The sequence below is a fragment of the Arthrobacter sp. NPDC056493 genome, assembly GCF_042795115.1.
Lineage (GTDB): Bacteria > Actinomycetota > Actinomycetes > Actinomycetales > Micrococcaceae > Arthrobacter.
Map to the genome: position 1 here is coordinate 1 of NZ_JBHTSL010000063.1, position 19,833 is coordinate 19,833.

Annotated in this window: 14 protein-coding genes; 3 read left to right on the forward strand and 11 right to left on the reverse strand. The window is 63.0% G+C overall.

Going from position 1 to position 19,833, the window contains the following annotated elements; all coding sequences use genetic code 11:
* The coding region (locus ACFQ50_RS20205; protein ID WP_377997410.1) for a tetratricopeptide repeat protein at positions 1-438 on the reverse strand (438 nt) is incomplete at its 3' end.
* Between the two features lie 479 nt (positions 439-917).
* Here ACFQ50_RS20205 and ACFQ50_RS20210 point away from each other — a divergent pair.
* Positions 918-1,412: a hypothetical protein gene (locus tag ACFQ50_RS20210; RefSeq protein ID WP_377997411.1), complete on the forward strand. Its 495-nt coding sequence runs from the start codon at positions 918-920 to the stop codon at positions 1,410-1,412.
* A gap of 210 nt (positions 1,413-1,622) precedes the next feature.
* On the opposite strand, the gene ACFQ50_RS20215 is transcribed toward ACFQ50_RS20210, so the two are convergent.
* From ACFQ50_RS20215 to ACFQ50_RS20255, 9 genes are all read right to left on the reverse strand, one after another.
* The gene (locus ACFQ50_RS20215; protein ID WP_377997412.1) at positions 1,623-1,895 is read right to left on the reverse strand and encodes a DNA gyrase subunit A; all 273 of its coding nucleotides are present in this window, start codon (positions 1,893-1,895) and stop codon (positions 1,623-1,625) included.
* A 40-nt stretch (positions 1,896-1,935) separates the two neighbouring features.
* A complete protein-coding gene (locus ACFQ50_RS20220; protein ID WP_377997413.1) occupies positions 1,936-2,223 on the reverse strand; it encodes a hypothetical protein in 288 nt (95 codons plus the stop codon).
* Positions 2,224-2,713: 490 nt separating this feature from the next.
* Complete coding sequence (locus ACFQ50_RS20225; RefSeq protein WP_377997414.1) at positions 2,714-2,941, reverse strand: hypothetical protein; 228 nt, start codon at positions 2,939-2,941, stop codon at positions 2,714-2,716.
* 1,670 nt (positions 2,942-4,611) lie between these two features.
* A complete protein-coding gene (locus ACFQ50_RS20230; protein WP_377997415.1) occupies positions 4,612-7,881 on the reverse strand; it encodes a choice-of-anchor D domain-containing protein in 3,270 nt (1,089 codons plus the stop codon).
* A 437-nt stretch (positions 7,882-8,318) separates the two neighbouring features.
* Positions 8,319-10,622 (reverse strand): glycoside hydrolase family 3 N-terminal domain-containing protein, encoded by a 2,304-nt coding sequence (locus ACFQ50_RS20235; RefSeq protein WP_377997416.1) that lies wholly within the window; start codon positions 10,620-10,622, stop codon positions 8,319-8,321.
* Positions 10,623-10,658: 36 nt separating this feature from the next.
* Positions 10,659-13,016 (reverse strand): alpha-L-rhamnosidase C-terminal domain-containing protein, encoded by a 2,358-nt coding sequence (locus ACFQ50_RS20240; RefSeq protein ID WP_377997417.1) that lies wholly within the window; start codon positions 13,014-13,016, stop codon positions 10,659-10,661.
* A 106-nt stretch (positions 13,017-13,122) separates the two neighbouring features.
* The gene (locus tag ACFQ50_RS20245) at positions 13,123-14,388 is read right to left on the reverse strand and encodes an ABC transporter substrate-binding protein (protein ID WP_377997418.1); all 1,266 of its coding nucleotides are present in this window, start codon (positions 14,386-14,388) and stop codon (positions 13,123-13,125) included.
* A gap of 83 nt (positions 14,389-14,471) precedes the next feature.
* On the reverse strand, positions 14,472-15,290 hold the full coding sequence (locus tag ACFQ50_RS20250; protein WP_377997419.1) for a carbohydrate ABC transporter permease: 819 nt from the start codon (positions 15,288-15,290) through the stop codon (positions 14,472-14,474).
* Complete coding sequence (locus tag ACFQ50_RS20255; RefSeq protein ID WP_377997420.1) at positions 15,287-16,249, reverse strand: carbohydrate ABC transporter permease; 963 nt, start codon at positions 16,247-16,249, stop codon at positions 15,287-15,289. Before ACFQ50_RS20255 ends, ACFQ50_RS20250 begins: the two co-directional genes overlap by 4 nt.
* Positions 16,250-16,550: 301 nt before the next feature.
* Between ACFQ50_RS20255 and ACFQ50_RS20260 the strand changes: the two genes are divergently transcribed.
* Positions 16,551-17,609, forward strand: coding sequence for a LacI family DNA-binding transcriptional regulator (locus ACFQ50_RS20260; RefSeq protein WP_377997421.1), 1,059 nt, complete (start codon positions 16,551-16,553; stop codon positions 17,607-17,609).
* Positions 17,610-17,650: 41 nt separating this feature from the next.
* On the opposite strand, the gene ACFQ50_RS20265 is transcribed toward ACFQ50_RS20260, so the two are convergent.
* Positions 17,651-18,673, reverse strand: coding sequence for an alpha/beta fold hydrolase (locus ACFQ50_RS20265; protein WP_377997422.1), 1,023 nt, complete (start codon positions 18,671-18,673; stop codon positions 17,651-17,653).
* A 112-nt stretch (positions 18,674-18,785) separates the two neighbouring features.
* Here ACFQ50_RS20265 and ACFQ50_RS20270 point away from each other — a divergent pair, with 112 nt between their 5' ends.
* Positions 18,786-19,763 (forward strand): GlxA family transcriptional regulator, encoded by a 978-nt coding sequence (locus tag ACFQ50_RS20270; RefSeq protein WP_377997423.1) that lies wholly within the window; start codon positions 18,786-18,788, stop codon positions 19,761-19,763.
* Positions 19,764-19,833: the final 70 nt, after the last annotated feature.

Consider the following 19,833-nt stretch of genomic DNA (forward strand, 5'->3'; position numbering starts at 1 on the left):
GCTCGTTTCGCATCCTTCGCGAAGGACTTCCACGGCTGATAGTTCATCGCCCACGGCTCTGTACGCCCTCGCCAAGCGGAGCGGCACGAAAGGATCATCTCCGGCAAGGCGCAACCATCTAATGGCGTCAAGATGTCTGCCCATCTCCAGGGATGTTTCTCCAAGGTAAAAGGCTGCCTGAGGATCCCCTGCTTCCAACGCCTTCTGGAACTGAACCAGTGCTTCCTTGGGCCGGTTGATGTCACGAAGGAACCAACCATAGTTCAGGTAGGCTTCCGTCACTCCATGCTCGATGGCAAGAAGGTACAAGACTTCTATCGCTTCGGACTTGGAGATCTGAGTGAGGTCGTTGGCAGCGTTGAAGAGCCCGTCAGGATCGTTGGAGAGTATCATTTCTACCGATGAACGAAAGTCCACGCGTTCTGGATTCGAGCTCATATCCTGCCTGCCTTTGAGACTCCGACGACAACAACGTAGCGCAACCCTATCGCCTGCCGCGGGTGCGTCCGATAATTCAGCCTCTGTCGATTACTGCCTTGCCTATGCTGCGGTTCATTTGTAGGAACCACAACTGGGCCAGTTTCCTTGGTCTACTCCAAAGGGGAAACCGGACAGACGAGTCACCGAGCCGCAGCACCCGCATTGATGGGTCGAGGGACCAGCACCCGACGGAGAGCACGAAGTCCTCAGCATGGGGCAGAACTAGGCCCGAAAAATCATGATTGTCTTGGCCTGCACTGTCCTGTGCGTGTTGTCCCTGTGAATCGCAGCGATAAATGGCGGTCTTTTCACAGCGCTAAATGACCCTCTCAATGGCAGAACCCGCAGTGCACGTGAAGTCAAACCAAGGCGTAGTCCTGCACCCGTTAGTCTATTCAGAAGAGCACCAAGCGGGTGCCGGCTGTCATTGAGGATGTATGAACGACCAGAATTCCTTTGGAGCGATGCTTGCCATTATTTCCGCCGTTCGTGACGCTCGCACCCGTCCTCCCGTGGTTGCGACCGTGGAGACCACCGACAGCGGAGGCCGTCGAAGTGTGGCAAAGGCGCACATGAATTTCAACGACCGGATCTGGTCCCTCACTGACGAAAATGGAGCGTCCGAATTTCACCCGGAGAGCGGGTGGACCATCAGCGGCGAAAGTGTGCCCAGAGAGCGTGATGACTGGATACCACCGGGAATGCGCCTGTTTTTCCCCCTATCCCTCCCCATTTGGGGTGGGCAGATGGACAACTGGAGGGTCACCGACGCAGAAGTGTCCGGAGAAGATGTGCATTTGAGCTTCCAACACAAAGACGATGCGGCACTTTTCGGCCAGGCAACCATCGACCTCCAGTGGGGGATTGCGACGGAGTTCAGGGTGCCATGGGAGCGGATGACGCTTCAGGACGTCAAGAGTTCCTGGGAATAGCTCCACAAAAAAGGTTTGCCTGGCGGTGGCAGCGCCGGCGGAATGAAGGGCTGGTGCAAAGGCTAGGGGTAGTCCATTTCCTTCGGGACCTCAACCGGGCCAGTTTCCTTGGTCTACTCCAAAGGGGAAGCCGGAGAGGTCGGATCACCATGCCGCAGCACCCGTCGGGTAGGTCCAGGACGCAGCGATCGGACGAAGAACACCAAGTCCTCAGCGGCCATCAGACAACATTGCTCTAAGTTCTTCTGCGCGGGACGCGAGGGCCTGACGCTGGTCTCGGGTGAATCTTCTCGCCTGCAGGTCGAGGACCGCCCGGCCGCCCAACTCGCCCACATCCAACAGCTCACCCACCCGGCGGACTGCTTCGGCGCTGTCCTCTGAATCCTCAATCATCTGGAAGACCTCGTCACGCCGATCCATGGCCTGCACCAGGGCAGCGAGAATCATCAATTCTTGCCGTATCTGCCGCTCATCCTCATCCATGCGCCGATTCTTGCACGACGCAACAAGCAACATGCGCCTATCAGACCTGCGGCAAGTTACCCGTCTTCTCCGGCTTCTGCTGCTCGGAAGACGGCGAATCCAAGGCCAAGTAACGCATCACCAAGGCGGCTGAAATGAGGCCCGCCGAGAACGGCAGGCAACCCTGCGCCGCTAATACGTAGACGTGCGTCACGGCGAAGAAGAAGCCGTTGGAACCGTTGAACGTATACGTGCCAATGGTCTGCATGAACATGTTTGAGAACAACATGATCAACAGACCCACTACACCAACGATGACTCCTGCCCACAAAGTGCGCTGGTACAACATGAACTTCGCGTTTCTACTCATCTCATTTCCCCCAAAACAAGAGCGGCTCGCGGCCGCGAATACTTCACCTAAGCACGTCATGCCTCCGCCAACAACCCTTCACGGCACAGGTCGCGGGGGCTAGTCCATGGTTCCCGTCGGGAACCTTGAATGACCCGCGTACTCCACAGTCGGGTCATCGTCGGCTGCCTCTCTAAAGCTTCACCAAACCGCCGACTGCAAAACCCGTTTATTATCTAGGCCGGCCCGTCGGGAAATCATTCCTCACCCGGGCCAAGAACTGACGGCAGGTTGTAGTCTGAGCATCACCAGCTAGCTGTTACCCGAGGAGCGCACCATGCCAATGGCCCTGCCGAACCCTGGAGGCGGTGACCCTACTTGGGTTTTCATAGTCACCGGCATCGTCTTCGTAATCCTCGTGGCAGCTGGAGCGATCATGTGGAGGCGGCGCGGCAAATAATGGGTCAAGCGACTGGTAGTGGCATCGTCTTCATCGCCCGGTAAAAAGCGAGTATGCGATCATCGCTAGGCCAACGCCGGCCATTAATAGACCCGACACACCGAAACGTGACGGTGTCCCTACTTCTGTGGCCAGGACACCAGGCTTATCTAGTTTGGCGTTCCATTTCTTGTTCCAGCTAGCGATTCTTTCTTTTTGCCAGAATGCCAGTAGGCCAAGCACGATGGCGATCACGCCAATAACCCATGCGGGAAACATGTACTAGCATCCTCATATCTCGTCGGTAATAGCAATGCATCGGTCTATGTCATCTCACTGCCTTGGTACCAAGTCCGCTGAGGGTGACTGGCGATCGAGCAAACTTGTGCACCGACGGACAGCTGCGCCGTCACATAGTCCCGTGAGAGTTGTCCCGTAAAGAACTTTTTAAACGTCCCGTAAGCCGGTCGGTCAGTGGGTCCTGCCAGCACACTCAAAGCCTTCGGCCGCGTGCAAGAGTCCTTGCGTCCCGTATAGCCAGTCCGTCTTAGTGTCCCGCAGAGACGCCCCAACTAACGCTGTACTGTCTCGAAACGCTTGGGATTCGAGGCGTCTCGCCTTTAGGTTGACCCCAGCATCCGGCGTTCGCGGCATCCCTGAGTTCGGTATATAGCGAGCATTCTCATAACTATGTGTCGCAAGCTATCGACGAAATCTGCGTGTTCGCCGTTAGTTATGAGACAGCCGACCGCGGTTCGAAACGCTCATGTCTTGACGACAAAAAACTCAACGCCGGACCCATGATTGAGCGAGTGGCGCGGCGGCTATGGACACTGAGACTGCTTCCATTGTGGAGGGGACGCTGAAACAGCGGTGAGGCCAAAGTGCGTGAATGGCCGTTGGTATTTGCCAGGAGATCTGCTCTTAAATGACAGTCTGCGAAGTGGCGGGATTGATCCTCCACTCGGCTCGTGCTGGCGCTGCCAGTGAAGTGTAAAAAAAGGTCAAGTGCCTTGGAACAAGTCGGGTTTCGAAGGTTCACAATCCCGCTGGGACAGCGGGGCCAACCTCCTGGAACGGGTCAACTAGCGTGGAATCTCACAGTCGTCCAGCTAAGGGACGCAAGAAGCCACCAACGGTGGAGGCGGCGTTCCCCGAGCTGAGGGATTTTGCCTGGAATCTGGTCTAAGGCTTCATCCGGCCGTGATCTTTATTCCGGCGACGGCGCCTGTCCAGGGACCCGTTGGGTCACTCCGCATCAGGTGGACACCGACGTATCCGGCCTGCAGTTCGACGACCTGCGACAGGATCTTCGAGCAGTCGAAGGAGAGTGGGATTGCTTCGGCACCTGTTCCTGGATCCTGGGGAGGAGGATCTGGGCACTGTCGGTGCCCGCGCAGACCGGGCGGCTGCCGGGCGCCTGCTGGGTTCAACGACCTTCGACGGCGGCTCGGTGTCGTCCTCAAAGGTAACGAGCGGCATCAGCGACGATAGGCTGTCGCTATGACGCTGGGGACGCGGCGGAGCCGACACATCAGCTACTTCCGGCTGGACGCCGGGGGCGTTTCCTGGTGAACCCGTTCTTGGTTGTGCCTGTGTACACGCGCTGGACTCTTTTCGGCGGGCTAGCGACGGAGCCACAGACCGATCCTGGAGGCTGAGTGAAAGAAACGCTGCCGCAGCGCCGAATGCCGCTATGCTCCCACGCATGGGGAAAAGAATTTTGGGCAGGACCTTCGCCGTCGTCGCTGGCCTTTCGGTAGCGGCGATCTCGCTTCTAGCCGCGTGGGTAAACGGAAACATCCCGTTGCCGGCTGTTCTCGCCACTTCCTTGGTTCTCGGGGCCGCCACATTCCTGGCCGTGAGCAGGCAGGGCCCCAAGAACTCCAGCTGACGTCCGGGCCATCGCCTCTCATCTTGGGCCATTCATGCCGACGGGACCGCAATTTCTATCCGCGGACTATTCCTGTCCGTGCCGTCCAGACCAGCCGACCGCCGCGGAAATCCGATTCGCGACCGCCGGGAACAGAGTACTCGTCGGTGACGGGATAGCCGAGCCGGCCTTTCTCCCAGCCCAGGGACGCCCATTTGGTGCGGATCGCACCGCGGATGTTATGGGCGCCTGTTTTGGGTGACCAGTAGATCGAGGCTCCGCCCGAACCGGAGAAGTGGGTGTAGCGGCCCACCCGATCCGGCGTGATGTTCTCGTCGGTGGTTGGGTAGCCGAGCGGGCCTTTTTCCGAGCCCAGGGACGCCCATTTGGTGCGGATCGCACCGCGGATGTCATGGGCGCCTGTCTTGGGTGACCAGTAGATCGAGGCTCCGCCGGAACCGGAGAAGTGGGTGTACTGGCCCATGCCGTCGGACGTGGTCATCACGTCGGTGGTGGGGTAGCCGAGGGGACCTTTCTCCCAGCCCAGGGACGCCCATTTGTTTCGGACCGCACCGTGGATCTCATGGGCGCCTGTCGTGGGTGACCAGTAGATCGAGGCCCCGGCCGAACCGGAGAAGTGACTGTACCGCCCCACCGCATCCGACGTGACCTTCACGTCGGTGGTCGGGAATCCAAGCATGCCGGCGGCGCCGCCCGCGGCCTTGTAGCTGGTATAGATCGCCGCATGGACCTCGTGTGCTCCTGTGGCTGGCGACCAGCAGATCACCCCCGTGACGAAGTCCTGGCACTTTCCGTCGGCAACGGCGTACTGTCCGGTGAGGGCCCGCCCGAGGGATGACGAGGGGCGGCCGGCGCCGATCTGTTGTGCCTTGACAGCGATTGGGTCGTCGGTGCCGTTGCCGGTGAGCATAACCTTCAGCTCGCCTTGGCCATCATCCGCGGTGATCAGGTAGAAGGTGTCCTGTGTGCCGGCCTGCCCGAGCGCCGTCGGCGTGAAGGTCACGCTCTGGAAGGCGGACTCACCAGGCGGGATGGAGATGCCCTCGGAGATGGGGGTGGTCGTGGTGAAGGCACCCTGAGGCGCCTTGGCCTTGGTGATCGTCATAGGGATGTTGCCGGTGTTGAGGATGGTGAAGTCAGCCGTGGCGGATGTTCCGACCGGGACGTCCCCGAAGTCCAGCAAGGGCGGCATTTCCAGGTGTGCCGCGCCGGAAACCGCGGTTGCGGTCAGCGGCACGGTCACGGATCCGCGGTCGCTGGCGACAACCAGGGAGTTGGTCACCGGGTCCGCCGTCGTGGGACTGAAAGTCACAGACACGGGGACCGAAGCGAACGGCTGGATCTGCTGGCCCACCACAGGCAGCGTTGTGGCGTCGACGCTGAGTTCCGCATTGGCCGGCAGGGTGACGCCGGTGATCCCGACGACGGTTGCGCCGGTGTTGACGATATTGACCGTCTGCCGGTTGCTCGACAGGGTCGGCACGTCGGTGAACTGGAGCGCGGCCGGGGTGGCGCCCAGGCCGTCCCTTGTGCCGACGGCGTGGATGCCGAGGAGGACGGTCTCGCCGTCGTCCGTCGTGACGGTCAGCATCCCGTCCGCCTGCCCGGGAGCTGTGGGCGAGAAGGACACGGGGACAGTGAGGCTGCCGCCACTCGGCAGAGCCCCGGGCAGGCTGGTCGGAGTTCCGATCGCGAACGGTGCACCGGTTGTGACGGAGTTGACCGTCACGTCCCTGGTGGCGGTGATCGTGACGCTGCCGGTTTGGGTGGCACCCACTTCGGCCGTGCCCAGATCGGTGTCCGCGGCGCCCACGGCTGCAGTTGTCGGGGCGCCGAAGCCATGGACGTGGCCGTCGCGGGTGCTGACGTACACCCGGCCGTTGTCAGTGGCCACGGAGGAGAACTTGGCTGCTGTACCTATCGGGGCGCTGAACACCTGTTGGAGGGACCCTGTGCTGTCCGGCAAGGCGCGGTAGGCCCGCAGCTCCGCACTGACCCCGGTTCCTCCGGTGGAGTAAACCGCCCAGACGAGGGCGGAAGACCCGTCGGTGCCGGACGAGGTCACCGTCGGCGCGCCGGATGTGTACCCGAAGGTGCCCGCCGACGTTCCGACGGAGGCGAGCCTGATCCCGCCCGTGCTGCTCGGCACAAGCTTGAATGCGCGCAGATACCCTCTGTTCTCGACGGTGTAGAGATACCCGCCATCACTCGTCCCGAGAAACGCGGGCCGGCCCCACACCCCGTTGTAGGGTCCGGCCGTGTCGAGGACTGCATCGGTTCCGCCGGGTCCCTGCCCCATACCACCCAAATTGTCCCGGTCCAGCAGGTAGACGTTGCCGTCCTTGCCGACCTGGACCAGCAGGTGCGGGTGCTCTGCGGTGCCATATCCGTCAGGAATGGCAACTGGGGCCCCGGAACCCAGGTCGGTGTCGTTCTGGTCCAGCTTGAGGTTGTTGGCGGGGCTGAAGAAGTCGGTGGGGCTCAGGTTGCCGTCACTTCCAACCTGGACCCTGACCACCGATTCGGCCAGGGTGCCGGGAGGGAGATGGCCCGGGCCGGCCTTCGGGGAGATGCCGTTGCCGGTGGCGAACAGGATCTGCCCGGGACCGTCGGAAACCAGTCCTCCGCCGGACTGCCAGATCCCACCCTCCGCGTTGGCGTTGCCCGACTCCGTGGCCCACATCGTCGTCTGCCGTCCGCTGGTGGATACCCCGACGACGTAGCCGACGAAGGGCGTGTAGTCGCAGTGGCTGGCGAAGCCCGCGTACACCACCCCGTCCATGAGCAGCAGCCCGGGCCGCTGCATGGCCGTCATGGCGTTGAAGGGACGGGTCGGATCGTTGGTGGGGGCACCGCTGATGAGGACGGGGAACCCCGGCCGATCCGCCCCCGTCGCCTGGTCGAGGGAGTGCATGTACCAGTGCGGGAGCTGCGGGGTGGCTCCGTCGTTCGTCTTGGCCAGCAGGAAGACGCTGTTTGTTGCCGGGTCGAAGACCGGCGTGGAGGTGATTCCGATGTTGGGCGTGAGGTCACCGCAGCTCACGGTCGACGCCGGCCAGGCCGGCCCGAGGGAACGCTGCCACTTCGTCTCCCCCGTGAGGCTGTCCAGGCCGTAAACCGCGTTGTTTTCCGTCGCGGCAATCACGGTGCCGCCGACCACGAGTGGCTGGGCGTAAACCTGCCCGTCCACCGCCGTCGAAAACAGTTTGCCGAAGTTCGACGACGACACGGACGACGGTGAGAGCGTGTTCTCAGTGCTGTCCCACCCGGTCCGCAGCGTATCGCGGCCAATCGTTCCGACGTCCGCCGCAGCGATTCCGCTCAAGGACAGCCCGGCCGATGCAAGTACTGCCGACAGAATTGCACTCCACGTGCTGCGGCGTCGCAGCCGCATGGAACGCCGGGTGAACAGCCTTGCCGCCGAGGCGCGAGTCAACGCCCCAGTTCCTTGTTGATCGCGCATGTTTGAGACCTGCTTCAGACCGTGGTTGAACTAGGCGCCGTGTCCAGTGCAGCTGGGGACTGCATCGGGCCCGGTTGTCCTGAGCGGGGCCTCCCAAACCCTTCAGCTGCAGGACCATCCCACTGTCGGAGTTGAGCCCTAGGAAAAAGTCGGAGGCGGCCCGCAAGAACCTGATTCCCACCCCCAAATGAGGGGTTGGTCCGCCGCCGTAGGCTACAAAGGCGCGGCGGAGCACGAAGGCGCCGCGTCCTGGTCAAGCTCCGCTGGCTTCAACCGGCGGTTCGAGGGCCATGAGGTCGTTAGCGGGTGATTCGGAATTGGGCTGAGAGCGTCTTTGGGTCGCGGGAGTGCTTGCCGACGAGGAGTTCGAAGGCACCCGGTTCGACGATTCGGTGGCCGTTTTGGTCCACGAGCGAGCATGAGGATGCCGGGAGGGACAGCTCGACGTCGATGGACTGTCCGGGTTCGATGCGGACCTGGGTGAATGATTTCAGCTCGCGTTCTGCCCAGGTCACGCTGGTGACGATGTCCGTGATGTAGACCTGGACGGTTTCCAGGGCAGGCCGGCTTCCGCTGTTGGTGAGTGTGACAAAGGCCTGCACCGTGTCGCCGGCGGCAACGGATTCGTTGGTGATGCGAAGGCCGGAGTATTCGACGGTGGTGTAGCTGAGGCCTTCACCGAACGCGAACAGCGGGTCCTGGGAAAGGTCGGCGTAGCGGTCCCCGTGCTGGCCGCGGATCTGGTTGTAGTAGATCGGAAGTTGCCCGGCGTGGCGTGCGAACGAGATGGGCAGCCGGCCAGTCGGTTCGATCAGCCCGAGGACCAGTTCCGCTACTGCTTGGCCTCCCTTCATGCCGGGGTTGAAGGCTTCGATAATGGCTGCTGCGTCGAGGACGGACTGGGGCAGGACCGAGGGTTTTGATTGCACCAGAACGACGACGACGGGTACGCCGGTTTTGACGAGGCGGTCCACCATCTCTATTTGGCCGCCTTGGAGTTCCAGGGTCGCCGTCGATTTGGTCTCGCCGGCAAGCGCTACCGTGTCTCCGATGACAGCGACGACGTAGTCGGCGTTCCGGGCCGCCTTGACCGCTTCCGCGAGCATGGCCTCATCGGTCCCTGCCGCCAAAAACATCGGTGGCCGAGGCTGGCCGTCGGCGTACGTGGGACCCGCCGGGTCCGGCACAAGCCGCCCGACGTCGGCCCCTCTTGCGTGGGTGACCGTCCAGTCCTCCGGCACCATGGCGCGGAACCCGTCAAGGACTGTTGAGGTCAAGTGCCGCGGATGCCCTTCGGGCAGCCAGTTGATCTGCCCTGACGCCCCGGCCCAGTCGCCCAGCTGGGCGTGGGGGTCATCGGCGTTGGGGCCGATGACGGCAACTGTCCTGGGGCCGCCGGACGCGGCGGCTCTGTCCGTGCCGGATGGAGCCAAGCCGCCGTCGAGGGGCAGCGTGCCGTCATTGGTCAGCAGGACGAGCGAGCGTCGGGCCATTTCCAGGTTGACTGCGGCGTGGTCTGCGGAGCCGATGACCTTGGCCTGGTGGGCTGCGTCCGGGATCCGGGGGTTCTCGAACAGGCCAAGTTCGAATTTCAGTGTGAGGAGGCGGCGAACGGCGTCGTCGATCAGTCGCTCGTCGAGATCACCGCGGTTTACGGCCTCCTGCGCTCCTTCGAAGAACTGCGGGGTCGTCATGACGAGGTCGTTGCCGGCCTCCACCGCGACGGTCGCGGCCTGGACGTCGTCCTCGCAGACCTTCTGTTCCCACACCATTCGGCCAACGTTGTCCCAGTCGGTGACCAGGGTGCCGGTGAAGCCCCATTCCCGCTTAAGAACGTCGTTGAGGAGCCACTTGTTGGCCGTCACCGGGATACCGTCGATGGCCTGGTAGCCGAGCATGAAGGTGCGGCATCCCGCTTCCACTGCATCCTGGAACGGCGGCAGGAACCACGACCGCAGTTTCCGGCGGCTGATGTCGGCTTCGCTGGCGTCCCGCCCGCCTTGGGTTTCGGAGTAGCCGGCGAAGTGCTTCGCGGTGGCGAGGATGGCAGTGGTGTCTGTGAGCCCGTTTCCTTGGTAGCCCCGGATCATGGCTTTGCCCAGGGCACCGATCAGGTGAGGGTCTTCACCGAAGGTCTCGTTGACCCGGCCCCAGCGCAGGTCCCGGCTGATGCAGAGTACAGGGGAGAAGGTCCAGTGCAGCCCCGTGGAAGCGACTTCGACGGCGGTGGCGCGGGCTCCCTTTTCCACCAGGGCAGGGTCCCAGGTGCTTGCCATGCCCAGTTGCGTCGGGAAGATGGTGGCGCCGGGCCAGAAGGAGTGCCCGTGAATGCAGTCGTCGGCCATGAGCAGGGGGATCTGCAAACGGGTGGTCAGCACGAGTTTGCGTGCCTCAATGATGCGTTCCGGGGAGGCGTGAAGTAGCGATCCGGCCAGTTTTCCGAGCACCAGGTTTTCAAGGTTGCCGCGGGCGTCGAGCTGCAGCATTTGACCCACCTTTTCCTCCAGGGTCATCCTGCCAAGCAGGTCCTCTACCCGTTCCGGGATCGGGACTGCGGGGTTGGTGTAGGGGGCGGTGCGGAGGCCGCTCTGCGGAGTGTTCACGGGAGTCTCATTTCTTGGTTGCTGAGCTGCAGTGCGTCAGAGGGTGAAAGTCAGGGTGCGTCGGTCGTCGGTGACGTGCTCGGAGATTGCTGAAGTAGCGGCCGGAAGCTTCACGCCGAGCCCAGCCGGCACCCATACCGTGACGTTCTTGCCGGAGGGCGTGCGTTTCCAGGCCACACCGACAGGCCCATGGGGCGTGGGAACACTGCCTTCTGCCCAGTCCAGCTCGCTCGGAGCCGGGTCGATGGCGACGCTTGTGAAGCCGGGCGCTGCCGGTGATACGCCGAGGATGTAGCGGGGGAAATGCTGGAGCGGGACGCTGCCCCAGGCGTGGCAGTCGCTGCGCAGACTGACCGTGTCCTCTGCCCAGGTGGTGAGGTTCTGCGCCAGCATGTCCTCCCAGGGAGTCCAGTCGATGGTTTCGTGGGCGTGGGCGTTCCGGAGGGCATCGAAGAGATCGAGCGCCGTGGCATAGGAACAGGGAGCGAGTTGCCTGTCGGCTACAGCGCGTCGGAGAAGATCGGTGGCCGCGCCGCCTTGGACGACACCGGAAAGTACGGCCCACATCTGGGCGTGGACGCTCTGAGGAGTCCCACGGTCGCTGTCCCTGTAGAAACCGGAGTCTCCGTCCCAGGCCGCGCCTCTCCTTACGGTTTCGGTGAGGGCATCGGCGCGGGAGGTGTATTCCTGGGCCAGTCCGTCGCGGCCGCAGAAATCGGCGATGGAGGCAGCGGCCCGTAAAGCCGACACATACATGAACGTGGCTATGGTGTTGGCCCGGCGGGGTCCCAGATCGGGGACACCGCGGCTGGCCCGCCAGGCTTCGGTCCAGTCAACGAAGTTCCACAGGATCCCGTCGCCTTCTGCGGAAATGACGAAGCCGTCCGGGGCGAGCCGGTCGGCAAAGTAGCCCAGGACCGCGTCGATTCTGCCGATGAACCGCTCGGCGAACGAGCGGTCGCCGACGTAGTCGACGTGCTCTGCGATCATTCTGATCCAGTAGAGCGAGAAGCCGGGGATGAACTGCGGTTCCACGCTCGGGGACCGGCTCTCGGTCAGCCCTGTCGGGTTACCTGAGGCGGCGAAGTCCTCGATGGCGCGCCTGATGAGGCGGTCATCAGCCGACAGGTGCAGCGAGAACAGGGCCTGTGACCGGGTGTCCATGGCGTACTGCAGCTGTTCATAGAAAGGGCAGTCCTCGAACGTTTCGTGCATGCAGTTCAGCAGGGTTCGCACGCTGACGTCCCATAGCTGGCGGTGCACGTCCGAGGACGATGAGAACGTGCCGGTGATGTCCAGAGGGTAATGCGTGAGGGTGAGTTCCACGGACTGCAGCCGGAGCGGGGAGTCCGCCGTAGTGATGCGGAGCCGCACGTACCGGAAGGTCCTGAACCAGAAGGGCGAGAAGACTTCGGCGACCTCCGGGGTGCCGGTCCCCGAGACGAGGTACTGGTCCGGGTCCCCGTAGAGGTCGCCGGTGACGTGGTCGGTGCGGTCTGCTTTGCGCCGGAGCCAGGGTATGTCGGTTGGGGGTTGTTCGTAGCATTCGGCGGCCGTTAATTGCAGACGGGCTCCTTTCCCCGCTTCCATGGCGACGGCCAGGAACGCGGTCATCAGAAAGCCTGCATCGAGATCAACACTGATGTCTGAGCGGGGCGGGATATCGATGGTCCCGCCGCCGAGCAGCCGGGACCAGTCAATTCCCGGGTCCGTTGTCTTGGGGACGCCGATGAGTGGCATGGGGGCAAGGGTCAGCTGGGGGATGGGCCTGGGTGCGAGGGGTGGCCTGGGGGTTGCCCTGAAGGGCTCCTGGTTATCCAGCGAGGGGACCTGCCAGGCAGCGTCATCGAAGCTGCTGGTGAGCCAGTCGTGCTCGCTGGCTGCCCCGTCCATGGTTTCCTGGATGCCGAGGAAAAGGGTATTGCGGCCCTGATGGAACTGGCGGCCCTTGACCACACAGCATCTCCAGGCCGCCGGCGCGGAGAGGTCGGTTTCGCCGACGGTTCCCCTGACCAGCAGGCCGGGCCTGCCGGTGCGTTGGACGGATGCGTTTCCGAGGGAGGTTGTTGTGTAGGTCAGCACGTCGATCCCGATGATGTTCTCGCCAGGGACCAGGAGAGCTGCGACGTCGACGGTGTCGGCGAACCAGGTTCGGCCGGAGGGTTTGGCGGGACCGGCGGCAACAAACGCGCCATTGACGTGAAGCTTGTAGCGTGAATCCGCGCTGATGTGAACCCAGATCGGGGCGGGGGCGGGGAATTCGATGGTGACCCGTGCACGGAACCGCATGGTTGAGGCGACGCTGTCGGGGGAAGCCGCGTGGGTGTCTGCTGGCAGTTCGAACCATGGACCGCCAAGATCCTGCTTCGTGACGACTTTCTCTGTTTGAACCACTGGGAAGCTTTTCATTTCTTATCGACGTGTCGTGGGGGGTGGCGTTTAGCCTGCGCCAGGGCGTGGAGAGGGGCGGCCATGGATAATGACCGCCCCTGACCTGGTCCTACTTCAGTGCGCCGGTAAAGGCGTCCTGCATTGCGGTCAGGACATCTGCCGGGGTCTTGGTGCCGCCGAGCATTTCCTGGATACCGGTCAGGTGCAGGTTCTGCACCTGCGGTGAGGGCCAGTCAACGTCCGGGAACGGAACTGTCTTGTTGTCCTTGACGAACGGCACTTCGAGCTTGTTGATGTCGTTGGCTTCAACCACGCCGGTGGGTGCGACACCGAACTTGTCGGCGTTCATGGCGCTGCCGTCCTTGCTGGCCAGGAAGGCAACGAACTTCTTGGCACCGTCTGCGTTCCTGGCCTTGGCGTTGACGCCCCAGCCCACGCCGAGTCCGAAGCCAAGCCGGGTGTCGGAGGCGTTGTCCGTCGCCGGCAGCGGGGCCAGCGTGACTTTCAGCGCAGGGTTCGCCTTGGTCATGGAGTTGGCCATGGTGGAGAGCTGGATGGCGCCGAGGGCGCGGCCGTCTGCGACCATGGCTGTCTGGTTGTCCACGGAGGTTCCCAGGGCGTCCTTGTTGAAGCAGCCGTTGTCGAACATCTCCTTGTACTTGGTCATCGCGTCCTTCCAGCCGCTGTCCTGGAAGGTGACTTCCTTGTTCAGCTGCTTCTGGTTGAAGTCCGGGGTTTTGGAGTACACGTCGGTGGGGACCAGAGCGTAGGTGACCAGCTGGGTAACCCACTGGGTCTGGGCGCCCAGGGCGTAGGCGACCCTGCCGGCCTTTTGCGCGTCGGCGCAGAAAGTGAGGACTTCCGGGTAGGTGGTGGGGATCTTCAGGCCTGCGTCCTGAAGTGCTTTGGAGTTGTAGACACCGCCCAGGGTGTTGGCGGTGGCCACGTCCGTGAACATGTACCGCTTGCCCTCGTAGCTGGTCGGGGATGTGGTGGACTCGGGCTGGGAGGAGGCCCAGCTTTCACCGGAGAGGTCGGCGAGGTAGCCGTTCTTGGCCAGGGTACGCACGGCGGTGGCGTTTCCGCTGCCGGGGAAGACATTCAGGACGTCCGTGGCGGTTCCCGCCGAGAGGCGGGTGCCCATCTGCTGGTTGTAGCTGTCCGTGGGGATGATTGTGTACTCGACTGTCTGGTCCGGGTTGAGCTCGTGGAACTTGTCGGCGATGGCCTTCCACTTCTCATCGGAGCCGGAGAGCCGGGCCACCGTGACGGTGCCGTTCGAGCTGGCTGCCGGGGCGTTCGAGGAACACCCTGTGAGGGTGATGCCGACGGCGGCTATCGCGCCGATGGCGGTGAGGACTTTCTTGTGACGCATGGTTCTCCCTTGAAGTGCATGGGTTTGGGGGTTTGAGGGGTGGGTGGTGCTGGTTGGGCGGCGACGTTGCGTTCGTAGTTCGCTCAACCCTTCAGGCCTCCGGCGAAGCCCTTGATGATGCTTCGCTGCAGGAGGAAGTAGAAGATCAGGAGGGGGATGATGCCGATGATGAGGGCCGCGAAAATCGTGCCCCACTGGTTCACGTACTGCCCGGTGAAGGAGTAGATCGCGATCGGGATCGTGTTGGTTCCGCTGCCCGAGAGGTAGAGCAGCGGGGTGAAGAAGTCGTTCCAGACGTGGATGGTGTTCAGGATGACGACGGTGCCGGTGATGGGCCGCATCAGCGGGAAGACGACCTGCCAGAAGATCCGGAGCGGGCTTCCGCCATCGAGCGTGGCGGCCTCTTCGAAGTCCAGGGGCAGGGACCGCAGGAACTGTACATAGAGGAAGATCGAGAAGGGCATCTGTGCGCCGACGTAGATGATGACCAGGCCCCAGATCGATCCGATCAGGTGGAGGTCGCGGAAGGTGGTGTAGAGCGGGATCAATGCCAGCAGGCTGGGGATCAGCAGGCCGCCGAGGAAGAACGCGAAGGTCAGCTTGGACCAGGACCGGGTGATGCGGGCCAGCGGGTAGGCCGCGGAGGCGCTGATCACGACAATCAGGAACACGGACACCACGGTGATGATGATGTTGTTGACCATCGCCGGGCCCAGGCCACCACTCACCCACGCGGTGACGAAGTTGTCGAAGGACGGGGTCTCCACCGGCGCCAGGGACGTCGTGACGCCCCCTGCTTTGAGGGCGGTGTTCAGCAGTACATAGACGGGGGCTGCGAACAGCAGCCCGACGAGGACCATGACGGCCTCGAGGACGCCCGTCTTGAGGGTGTAGCGCTTCATTTGTTTTCTCCTCGGCGGAGCAGGGTGAACTGGATGATGGAGGCGATCGCGACGAACGCGGTCAGCACGAGGGTCAGGGCGGTGCTGTAGCCGAACAGTTGGAACTGGAAGGCGTCCTTGTAAGCGATGGTGCTCAGGCTTTCCGTGGCGCTTCCCGGCCCGCCCTGGGTCATGATCAGCACCTGGTCGAAGAGCTTCAGGCCGCCAATGAGGGACAGCATCAGGTTGATGGTCATGGACGGTGCCAACAGCGGCCGGGTGATGTTCCAGAAGGTCTTGAACGAGCCGGCCCCGTCGAGGCCGGCTGCCTCATAGATGTCCTCCGGAATGCTCTGCAGGCCCGCCAGGAAGATCACCATGGAGTAACCGGCGAACTGCCACACCACCACGGAGATAATCGCGGGCAAAGCCAAGTGGGCGTTTCCGAGCCAGTCCTGGGCCAGGAAATCCAGGCCGATGGCACGAAGGGCGATGTTGAGCGCCCCCTGAGGTGCAAGGATGTACTGCCACAGGTTCGCGACGACCAGAGGCGTCACCACTGCCGGGGCGAAGAACAGGACGCGGAGCCAGTTGCGGGAACGGATAGCCGAGTTCACGCCCAAGGCCAGAAGCAGTCCGATGAAGTTCTGAACCACCGTGACTCCGACGGCATAGAGAGCGGTATTCAGGATGGACGCGCCAGCGGCAGAGTCCCTGAACACGCGGAAGAAGTTGTCCAACCCGACGAAGTCGAAGCGCGGCGACAGCCCGTCCCAGTCCGTGAGGGAGTAAAACGCTCCGCGCCAGCTTGGGATCACAACAATCAGCGTGAAGAGTGCCAGTGCAGGCACAAGGAACCACCACGGTGCCCTGGTGCCGGCGCCAACCTTGCGTCTGCGGGTCCGGGCCGGCCCGGGCCTTGGTGTCGTGGAACGTCCAGACACCCCTGCGCGGGGTTCTGCGAGTTCACGTTGCGTCATCGCATTTCCATTCTCTTCGTCGAGGACGTCTCCGCGTCTGCGGAGGTGAAACCCCACGGATCTGAATCGTTTCAGAGCAACTGCTCGAGCCAGCCTTCGACTCGACGCGCTTGTGGGGTGTCCAGTTCTATAATTCTTAGTAATACGTTCTACGGAAAACTCGGCAGAAAGGCCCTAAATCCGTGTAGTACGTTATACACTTTCTATAGCGTAGATCACAACATGCTGATCTGCCAAGAGGCCTCGGCCGCAGATGCGGTATGAAGGAGTAGTCCAGATGAAGGCAGCCTAAGGGGGCGCTATGAGTAAGGGCTCCGTCAGCAAACGGCCCACAATTGTGGATGTTGCTGCCCATGCAGGCGTATCCACGGCGGCGGCATCAAAGGTACTTCGAAACGCGTATGGCGTCAGTCCCGAGATGAAGGCCAAGGTTCAAGCCTCCATGAAAGCCCTCGGCTATCGGCCGTTGGCTTCCGCGCGGGGGATGCGTGGACGAACCCACACGGTGGCTGTGGTTGTCGCAGACCTGCACAACGAATTCTCATCGCTGCTGGTTGAAGGCATCCGCAGAGAGTGTGAACGGCAGAAATACCGGCTCCTGGTGGCACCCGCCGGATCCGGCAAAGCTGCCCAGGACAGGATGGTCGAAGACCTGATCGACCGCGGAATGGACGGAATAGTACTGATCTCCCCGCTCGGGACAGATGCAGAACTTGAGACGATGGCGAAAAGCATCCCCAGCGTGGTGCTGGGCCGGCACGGAGCGAGCCCGGAATTTGATTCCGTCGCCGCCGACGATTTTGGCGGCGCCAACCTGGTTGTGGACTATCTCGTGTCGCTTGGACATCGGCAGATTACGTACATCAACCACACAACTGAGGGAACCAACGACGCCCGGCTCCCCGAGGAAGTTCGCGTTCGCGGATATGTCGACGCCATGATCCGCCACGGGCTCGGCGACGCGATTGACATCATTCAATCGCAGTGGAGCCAAGAAGGCGGCGAAGAGTCCGGACGGGCCATCCTGTCCCGGACCACAAAGCCCACGGCCGTGTTCGCCGGCTGCGACGTCGCAGCTTTTGGCGTCCTGACAGCACTATGGGAAGCGGGCATCCGTGTTCCGGATGAAGTGTCCGTGGCTGGATTCGACAACATCTTCACGACATCTCTCGCGCCCATTTCAATCACTACCGTGGATCAATCAGGCCTCGACATGGGCGCCACAGCAGGACGCCTCCTTCTGGAGCGCATAAGTGGCCGAACCGAGGCCGTGAATAGTGTGGTGCGACCAAGTCTGGTGACTAGAAAGACAACGGCAGCACCCGCGCCATACCCCGTCGACGTCGCACCAAGGCAATAGACCGCTTGGCCCAATTGGAGGGGTGGGCCCGAACCGCCACGTCAATGCATTCCGGGCACGTTGGAGGTCAGGAAGGCTTTGATCTTGCTGGCCATGGCGGGCGCCTGGGTCCAGTGCAGGTAATGTCCGCCGGGAAGCATCACTGTTTCGTGGTGCCGGACGTTTTGCAGCCGGTTCTCGTGCAGCCCCGGGGCCGGAGGGGTCTCCTTCGCGGAGGCGAGGAAAGTCAGCACTGGAAGGTCGTCCGGGTAGCGCAGTGCCTGCACCTTACGGGCGTTGTCAGCGATCCTGTTGGTCTCGTCGAGGACGGAGGGGTTGCCGAAATTCCAGTTGGCCATCTTGAGCATTTGATCCCGTTCACCGGCGGTGTAGGCGGTGCCGTCCGGCTCCACGAGGCCGGGTGCTAGTGTGATGGCCCAGCGGAGCAGGCCGCTTGCAGCGATCAGGCCTTCCCAGTTGATGCCGCCGGCGGGGACTCCTGTCTGGTCTGCGTGGATAGTCGTGGCGGCGGGCACTGTGGGGTCGATGCCGATAACGGCCGAAACGTCGCCGCGGTACCGGTTGGCGTAGGCGAGCGTGTAGAAACCGGCGATGGAATGGCCGCCGAGGACGTAGGGTCCGGGCACGTGCGCTTTTGCCAGCGCCTCATGCAGTTCGGAGGTGATGTTCTCGACAGTGCGCTCCGCCGGCGGCTGCTCGCTGTATCCGTAGCCGAATCCTTCCACGACGACGACGTCGTAGTCCCCGAGTGCCCGGACGAGCGGTGCGAAGTCCAGCCCTGGAGCCGGCGTCCCGAGGCCGCTGAGCAGCACAATGGACTGTCCTGTCCTGCCGTTCGCTGGTGTGCGGACCACGTTGAGGGCGCCGTGGCTTGTCTGCACCCTTTGCCCGTACGGAGCGGTTGCGGCCCGCTCCGCCTGATTCATGGCGAGGTTGGCGACTGTGGAGGTGAGGAGGAGGCCCGCCACGATGCCAGCGGTGATGCCCGCGGTGCGAAGCCGGCGATGCCTGCCCTTGGCGGGCCGGGAAGAAGCCTGTAGGGGAGTCGGCTGAAAGTTGATCATGGGTTAAGACTGGCAACCCGCGGCAGCGAGGGGGAGTGGTAAAAATTGCCAGGATGAAAAGGATCCTGCAAACAGGGGATCCGGACACTGGCTGCGTGGGTACAGTGGCATCATGCACCGTGTCGTTGCCTTGGCGTTGCCGGACGTGGTCGCCTTTGACCTTGCGATTCCAGCGCAGGTCTTCGGCCATGAGGACGAGCGGAAGCTGTACTCGTTCGGGGTCTGCGCCGCCGAACGCGGCCTGGTCCCCACCACAACCGGGTTTGCCATCCACGCCGTGGAGGGGCTCGACGCCCTTCTGTCAGCTGACACCATCGTTGTGCCCGGGTTCAGCCCGCTGAAGGACCCTCCGGCCAACGTCTGCGAAGCCCTCCGTGCGGCGGCGGGGAACGGAGCCCGGGTGGTGTCCGTCTGCACAGGGGCTTTCGCGTTGGCGGCCGCCGGCCTCCTGGACGGGAAACGCGCCACGACCCATTGGCGAAACGCCCAGCACCTGCAAACCCTGCACCCGGCAGTCGCCGTCGACGCCGGGGTGCTGTACATCGACGAAGGCGGCGTCAGCACCAGCGCCGGTGTCGCGGCAGGAATCGACCTGTGCCTGCATCTGGTCCGCAAAGACCACGGCACCGAGGCAGCAAACCGCATCGCCCGCCGAATGGTGGTAGCCCCCCACCGCGAAGGCGGCCAGGCGCAGTTCATTGAACGGCCCGTTGCTGCGCCGCTGACCCACTTTGCCGACACCTGCGCCTGGGCCAGACAGCATCTGGCTGAGCCGCTGACGGTGGTCGACTTGGCCGGGCACGCAGGCTGGGCGCCCAGCAGCTTCGCACGGAAATTCCTCGCGGAGGCCGGAACAACACCGTTGCGCTGGCTGACCAGCCAGCGAATTGCCGAGGCGTGCCGTCTGCTCGAAACGACCGACCTGACCGTGCAGGCAGTCGCTGCCAGGACCGGGCTGGGAACGGCAGCCAACTTCCGGCTCCACTTCATGCGCGAACTCAACACCACACCCTCCAGCTACCGCCGCCTCTACCAGGGGCGGAACCGCAGCCTGACGCGGGAAGCCGAGTGGCCAGGAGCACGCCTCTGAATGCAGCGCGCCTGGTGGCACGCCTCGCAAATGGTAAGTACCGTCGTCGTAAGTACCAACGCGCAATCAG